This window comes from Paraburkholderia tuberum STM678 (genome assembly GCF_902833905.1).
GTDB lineage: Bacteria > Pseudomonadota > Gammaproteobacteria > Burkholderiales > Burkholderiaceae > Paraburkholderia > Paraburkholderia tuberum.
Genome location: NZ_CADFGP010000038.1, coordinates 24,897 through 31,794, shown reverse-complemented (window position 1 = coordinate 31,794; position 6,898 = coordinate 24,897). Strand labels below are relative to the sequence as shown.

General features: G+C 60.6%; 6 protein-coding genes. 1 reads left to right on the top strand and 5 read right to left on the bottom strand.

Annotated elements, in window-relative coordinates; genetic code table 11:
• Window positions 1-111: 111 nt before the first annotated feature.
• The gene (locus HWY30_RS27805; protein WP_341809943.1) at window positions 112-927 is read left to right on the top strand and encodes a diguanylate cyclase domain-containing protein; all 816 of its coding nucleotides are present in this window, start codon (window positions 112-114) and stop codon (window positions 925-927) included.
• 327 nt (window positions 928-1,254) lie between these two features.
• Here HWY30_RS27805 and HWY30_RS27800 read toward each other — a convergent pair whose 3' ends face one another.
• The 5 genes from HWY30_RS27800 to HWY30_RS27780 form a co-directional block, all read right to left on the bottom strand.
• Window positions 1,255-2,160, bottom strand: coding sequence for a lipid A biosynthesis lauroyl acyltransferase (locus HWY30_RS27800; protein ID WP_176078957.1), 906 nt, complete (start codon window positions 2,158-2,160; stop codon window positions 1,255-1,257).
• A 565-nt stretch (window positions 2,161-2,725) separates the two neighbouring features.
• Complete coding sequence (locus HWY30_RS27795; protein WP_090807435.1) at window positions 2,726-3,970, bottom strand: citrate synthase; 1,245 nt, start codon at window positions 3,968-3,970, stop codon at window positions 2,726-2,728.
• A 108-nt stretch (window positions 3,971-4,078) separates the two neighbouring features.
• Window positions 4,079-4,468, bottom strand: a complete 390-nt coding sequence (locus HWY30_RS27790) for a VOC family protein (RefSeq protein ID WP_090807437.1) — start codon at window positions 4,466-4,468, stop codon at window positions 4,079-4,081.
• A gap of 26 nt (window positions 4,469-4,494) precedes the next feature.
• Window positions 4,495-5,811 carry an MFS transporter gene (locus tag HWY30_RS27785; RefSeq protein WP_090807439.1) on the bottom strand — a complete coding sequence of 439 codons (1,317 nt, stop codon included), beginning with the start codon at window positions 5,809-5,811 and terminating at the stop codon, window positions 4,495-4,497.
• A 52-nt stretch (window positions 5,812-5,863) separates the two neighbouring features.
• Window positions 5,864-6,622, bottom strand: coding sequence for an SDR family oxidoreductase (locus HWY30_RS27780; RefSeq protein WP_090807441.1), 759 nt, complete (start codon window positions 6,620-6,622; stop codon window positions 5,864-5,866).
• Window positions 6,623-6,898: the final 276 nt, after the last annotated feature.

Sequence of the window (6,898 nt, the reverse complement as noted above, 5' to 3'; positions counted from 1 at the left end):
CAACGCACGGCCGCCGCGTATGAGACTCTGGGCGTTGTTTTCGCATACGTGGTATTCGGCGTGGCGACATACGTAGCCGCGACCGCCGCGACGGTTCGGCCGCGCCTTCGATTGACGGTCACCACCATTGCAGACCAGGCGCTTGTCATGACTGCCTTGGCGCTCGGCGGGCGCGTGGCGCTGCCCTTGCTCTGGGTCGTGTTCTGGTTCCTTGTGGGTGCCGGTTGCCGCCACGGCAAGCGGCCGTTGCTACTTTCATGTGCAGTTGCGCTTGCAGGCGTCGTGATTTTGATGCACGTCGAGCCGTGGTGGAGAGAAAACCTCGCGGTGGGATTGGGCATCATGCTCAGCATCGCGGCGACTTCCGTGTACTTGATGGCCCTCGTGCATCGGCTCGAACGGCAGGCTGCGACGGACCCTCTGACAGGACTCAGCAACCGCACTCGCCTCCAGCAGGCGATCGCTAAAGCGACTGCGGCGCGAGACGACGATAAAGGACAGTCTGTCTTGCTGTTCATCGATCTCGACGGCTTCAAGTACGTCAATGACGCTTATGGGCATGCGGTGGGTGATGAACTGTTGCAGTGCTTCGCCAACGGTCTGCAGACACGCATTCGCCGCGGCGATACGGTTGCCCGCCTGGGAGGCGACGAGTTCGCGGTGCTCGCCCGCCACGTGCATGACGACGCCGGCGCGCGCGCGATTGCCGACGGTATCCACGACATCCTTCATGGGCTTCGAGAGATCGGCGGTCATCCCGTCGCCGTATCGGCCAGCATTGGCGTGCGCATGCTCGGTACCAATAGCGCGGACGAACGTCTTGATGTACACGCCCTGATGCGCCAGGCCGATAGCGCGATGTATCGCGCCAAAGCGAACGGGACGGACAAAACCTCATTCTTCGATGAGACGGGTGCCGGCGCGTAAGCGGACAGGGTTCCCCGCGGTGCCCTGCTCGTGTTGGCGAGCGCATTTGATGCAGGTGCCCGGCCGCGGCCGCTCGTATCTGGGAGCATGTGCGCGTCGTCTCGCTGCGGAAGGTAGTTTCATTTCGCGGCTGGAGTTTGGCCCGGAGTGGGGCGAACTGAGACGGTCGCCATCCGGCCACGAACGGCCATACGCTCGAGCATTCGGACAGACACTCAAACGTCCGGTCCACTCAGATAGCGGACCTATGCCTGTCAGTCGAGCTCATTGCGTTACCTCACGGAAGCACACAGCCAGGAACGGTCGCATGCCTTACGGACGGTGTGCTCAGTACACACCTGGCACGCCCGGTGGACGATTCTTGAAGCGTCGATGCACCCAGTAATATTGCTCTGGGCACCGATTGATCTGCGTTTCAAGAAATTCATTCAATCGGCGCGCGTCGATCGTCTCACTTTCTGAAGGAAAGTCGCTGAGCGGCTCGAAGATGGTCAGCTTATACCCGCGGTAATCGGGCAATACTTCAGTCACGAATGGTACAACCCGCGCATGGGCCAGTCGAGCAAGGCGCGAAACCGAAGTGAGTGTGCACGCGGGGACGCCAAAAAACGGCACAAAAACGGAGTTGTGTATGCCGTGATCCATATCAGCAGCCAGCATGACTGGTTTGCCTGAACGAAGTAAGCCGACGATCTTTCTGGCGCTTGTCGAACGTTCAATCATCTCGGCGCCAAATCTGCCGCGTTGCCGCTTGGCTAGACTGCAAAGCCGCGCGTTCGACATGCGTGTATACAGTGAGGCGGCGGGCAGTCGCGTTGAGTAGAGTATGCAGCCGACCTCGATGCTCACGAAATGGAAGCCCAGAAAGATGGTCGGTGGAGCATTCCTGTCTTCCAGATCGATTCGACTTTCGATGTGGACCAGCTTCCGTATCCTTTGCGCGCTGCCAAACCATTGAATGCCTCGTTCGAGATAGCTTCGAACGACGTGGCGAAAATGGTTTCTGGCAAGGTCGTCGTACTCGCGCTCGCTCTTGCCCGGAAAACAGAGACGCAGATTGACGAGAGCGATATGCTTTCGGGAGCTTGGAAGTGCATATAACATTGCCCCAAGCGCGCTGCCGAACCTTGCGACGAGCGTATAGGGAAGGACTGCGAAGACGCGCAGCAACACTACAATCAAGACATAGCCTAATCGCCCCAACAACCTCCCCCGCTTGCGAGAATCACTCATCGCGACACGGAAAAATACGAATACTTACGGATGTATAACAAAATTCGAGATCCTGGTGGCATAGCATGGCGATGGCAGCAGAGAAGTATCGCACGTACTGCGTTGTGACGGGCTACCCAAATGGACGCTAGGGTTCTCGGTTCTCCCTGGCGAAAACGACTGCGTATGGGCGGCAAGCGCCTGCAGCGCGGATGCACCACCAGGCGGCCGTTCTACTTTGAAAGCCGCCGCCGAGTCCGCATTGGGGCGAAGGGCAGATCCGGGTCGCGAGCCGCCGACCGCCGTCAGGCAGAAGTCGGCCCAAGAGCGGCCGCTCGGACGCACGTTGATGCAACCCCTGGAATGTCGGCTCCCGCCCAGACTCCACACCTTCCGTCCGCAATCCGGCCATGGTCTGGCGTCGCATGCCCCATCCATCGCCATCAGCATGGTGGCAACGTCTTCGAAGCTACCGACGCCGCTTCGCTCAAAACGCTTACGTCCACTGGAACAAGCCGGCCCTCTCGGCAAGAGCCGATCGGCGTCGAGGTTTTTTGTTTCGGCAAAGATCCGGGTGACGCGTCTCTCAGCGCCCAACCGGCCTGAATAAGCGATTCTTGTCGAGCGTGGCTGGATCGAGCGTATTCTCGCTGCCTTGCGCAGGCGACTCGGGGGCGGCGTCTTCCAGCGCCGGCCCGGTATAGCGGCCTCGTGGCCGTATGACCTTGCTCACCCGGAGTTGCTCAATGCAGTGCGCGAGCAAACCCACGCTCCGGGCTGTTGCGAACAACGCGAACGACGCATCGCGCGGCAACGCCAGCTGAGCCGTCAAGGCCGCAAGCGCAACGTCGATATTTGGCTTGAGCCCGGTCAGCTCAACCACCTTGTTGATGAACGACATGATCTCTTGAGGCGGATTCAGCACTTCGAGCACTGCGGCCGCCCTCGGATCGCCGTCCGGATACAGATGATGTCCAAACCCGGGGATTGGAATGGCCGACTGCAAGTGATGGGCAACCACGTGCTGCGCACCGAGTCTTCCGACGTCGTCGAACACGGCCCGCACGCGGCCTGACGCGTCGCCATGCAGTGGGCCGGAGAAAGTCGCGAGTCCCGTGAGCAGGCATCCGGGCAGCGACGCGCCGGTGGAGGCGGTAATCCTGGCGGCGAACGCGGAACTCGTAATCTCGTGGTCGGCCACGAGGACTAAGGCACGGCGGATAAGTTCGGCGCCATCGCGGTCCTGGCCCCAACCAAGCGCGAGCCGCTCATGCGTCATTTGTGCGTTCGCGCCGCGTCGCGCACCAAACGCTTGTGCGATGAGCGCCACGAGCCGGCCGGCCTCGACATGCAGTGCGCTGTCCGTGCGTCCGAGGGTCGAGTGTCCACAGGCCGCGAGCGCTGCCAGCGATGTGAACGCGCATTGCCTGCCGCGCTCGTCGCCCTGTAGCGGCAACTCGCCGCTTTCGAAGGAAACGGGGGCGCGCGCGTTCCAGAGAATGGCCGCCACGTCTTCAAGCGTCGCCGCGTCCGAAAGCCGGATGCTATCCCGCCCCCGGTAGTAGGGCCGGCCTTTTGAGAAGGTGGTAATGCTGCTGTAAATGCAGGGTTCCGCACCGAATATGGTCCCGGCGGCGAGCGCTTCGCGCTTGCGTCCCACCTGCTTTTTTCGGCACAGACCCGCGACGTCCTCCGCGCGATAGAGGCTCTTGCGTGGGTCGAGCGGATCCGGCATGACGGCGATGGTACCTCGACTTACATACGCATAGACAGTCTGCGCCTGCACTCCGAGTTGTCGAGCCGCTTCAGTCAGAGTGATCCAGTTTCGCATGGGATGGCAAGCAAGGTGATGCAGCGCAACGGGGCAACGGGGGAGTGACGACGCAGATCGCGCCTTGCACTCGAGCACGACCGATCCAGCGCCAATATTGACGTTTTTTCAGGTAAAAGTCATCTCGGCGGGTCGCCGCTCCAGTATCTCAACGAGAACGTCACCGGGCGAGCGCACGAAGCAGGCTCTGACGCCGGGGCGAACCTGCTTGATCGGTTCGACGATTTCCGCGTCGCAGAGCAACAGATGCACGAACGCCGCGTCGATATCGTCCACGACCACGCCGAAATGATCTATGCCCTGCTGCCGCTCGCAGCGAGGGTGGCCGGCTTGGACGCTCGCCAGCGAGGTGATGAAAAGGTTGATGCTGCCGATGCGCAAATCCACTCGCCCAGGACGACGCACGATCTCGGCGTTCAGGCAGCGCGCAAACCATGCCGCAGTGGCTTCGGCGTCCGCCGAGCACAGTTGCAGATGATCCCACTTGAATTCAATCATCCGATTTCACCGTATAGTTGAAAGCATCACAGTTCGATGCGGGAAAGCTTGCCCAGCAGCACGGAATACGAAAACGTTCCGAGCAGGCAGATCGCGCCCATCAGGTTGAGGGCCCAGTAGAAGTGGCCGGTGTGCTGGGTGATGTAGCCGATCATGAGCGGCGTGGTGACGGCCGCGATGTTGGCCGCGAGGCTCGTGATGCTGCTGGTCAGTCCCACGTACTGTCGAGGCGCGATTTCGGAAACGGCGGCCCACGACATCGACCCGACGCCCTGCGCGAAGAACGCGATCGTCAGGATGGCGATCACCAGCTCGTTCGACTCGACGAAATTGACAAGCACGATAGACGCGCCGAGCATCGTGCCGATGATGAGCGGAGCCTTGCGCGCTGTCGAAAGCGCCACTCCGCGCCGAATAAAAAAGTCCGAAAGGGAGCCGGCCGCGAGGATGCCGACCGTGGCGCCGATAAAAGGCAGTGCCTGGAAGATCCCAACCTTGATCATCGACATGTGACGCGCTTCGATCAGATAGGTCATGAACCACGTGGTGAAGAAGACCAGCAGCGTGTTGTTACAGAACTTTCCGAGACAGATGGCGAGAACCTGGCGGTAGCTGAGCAGCTTGAGCGCCATGCGCCAGTCGAACTTCTCGCGGGGCTTGCGCGTCGCCGCGGCACCTTCATTGATGTATTGCAGCTCGGTGGCATTCACGCGCGGGTGCTGATGCGGATCGCGGTAAACCCGGTACCAGAGCAGACTGAACAGAATGCCGAAGCCACCGGTCACATAAAAAACCGTCCGCCAACCGTACGCGGCGAAGATCCACAGCAACACTCCGGTGAACAAGGGCGTCCCGATGTATTGCCCCATTACATAGACGCTGGTCGCGAAGCCGCGTTCCCGGGCGGGAAACCACAAGGTCACGGCGCGTGCGTTTGAAGGGAAGGCCGGCGCCTCCAGTGCGCCGATGGCGAGCCGCGACCCGAGCAGCATCTGATAGCCGGTCGCGAAACCCTGCGTCAGCGTGGCGAATGACCAACCGACCAGAGACAGCGCATAGGCGAGGCGTGAGCCGAGAATGTCGGTCAGCACCCCGCCGGGCACCAGCGCAATGGAATAGGCAAGACCAAATGCCGCAAACAGCTCGCCCATCTGCATCTTGTTGAGCGCCAGCCCCTTCGAGAGGCCCGGCGCAACGATGCCCAGCGCCGACCGGTCCACGTAATTCAGAATGGTGGCCATGAGCAACATCGAGAGCACGACGTAGCGGACTCTGGAGCGATTCGTGGTATCCGCGTAAGCCGGGGTTCCCACCGGCAATGTTTGTTCCTCTGCGATTTTCATCGGTGTCTCCGTAACATTAGCCTGTTGTTTTTTTAGTTGGCTTAAGGGCGATTTATCCGCGGCCGACGAACGGCATGGCGGTCGCCATGATAGTCATGTTGAGAACATTGGCTTCGAGCGGAAGACTGGCCATGTGCACGACTGCATTCGCCACGTGCGTCACATCCATTCTTGCTTCGGGTGCCAGGCGTCCGTCCGCTTGCAGTACGCCGCGGTTCATCCGTTCAGTGAGCGATGTGGCGGCGTTGCCGATGTCGATCTGGCTGCAGGCGATGTTGAATGCGCGTCCGTCCAGCGCGATCGATCTGGTGATGCCAGTCACAGCATGTTTTGTTGCCGTATAGGCAATGGTGTGCGGCCTTGGCGAGTGGGCGGAGATCGATCCGTTGTTGATGATTCGTCCGCCTTGCGGGGACTGTGCCTTCATCAAACGATAGGCGGCGCGAGCGCAGAGGAAAACGCCGGTCAGATTGGTGGCCACGACGTCGTTCCAGAAGTCGACTTCGTAGTCTTCCAGAGGGACAGCCCCAGCATTACGCCCCGCGTTGTTGAACAGCACGTCGAGCCGACCGAATGCCTCGGCAATTCCCGAAAACGCGTGCTCGACCGATGCTGCGTCGCCAACGTCGGCCTGGAATACATCCGCTTCTCCCCCCGCCCTGCCGATTGCTTCCTTTGTTTCCAGCAGCGGCTCGGCTCTGCGCCCGATCAGCGCGACGGCGAATCCTGCGTTAGCAAGTGCGACGGCGGCGGTTCGGCCGATGCCGGAGCCGGCGCCCGTCACGGCTGCGAACTTCTTCGATGCAGACATTTCCTTTCCTCTCGTCAAGTCAATTGGACATGGGAAACAGAGTTGCATTCGCATCAGGGGTTGAGCAATCTTGATTCATTGAATCAACATCCGCGGGCCTTGCGGATGGGGATCGCATCAGGGTTTTCCTGATGCGCGTGTGGCCGCAAGCAAGATTGAAGAGGGACAAGACGGCAACAAATCGCAACGCGCAGGCGCCGCGAACAATAGGGCGAGTCATCACCGAGGAGTTGATTCATCCAATCAACATTGACGGCCCGGTCAGCGATTTCGTAG

What these genes read in the sequence shown, in the direction of transcription:
- HWY30_RS27800 (WP_176078957.1), bottom strand. Translation starts at nt 2,160, where the DNA reads ATGAGTGATTCTCGCAAGCGGGGGAGGTTGTTGGGGCGATTAGGCTAT.
- HWY30_RS27795 (WP_090807435.1), bottom strand. Translation starts at nt 3,970, where the DNA reads ATGCGAAACTGGATCACTCTGACTGAAGCGGCTCGACAACTCGGAGTG.
- HWY30_RS27790 (WP_090807437.1), bottom strand. Translation starts at nt 4,468, where the DNA reads ATGATTGAATTCAAGTGGGATCATCTGCAACTGTGCTCGGCGGACGCC.
- HWY30_RS27785 (WP_090807439.1), bottom strand. Translation starts at nt 5,811, where the DNA reads ATGAAAATCGCAGAGGAACAAACATTGCCGGTGGGAACCCCGGCTTAC.
- HWY30_RS27780 (WP_090807441.1), bottom strand. Translation starts at nt 6,622, where the DNA reads ATGTCTGCATCGAAGAAGTTCGCAGCCGTGACGGGCGCCGGCTCCGGC.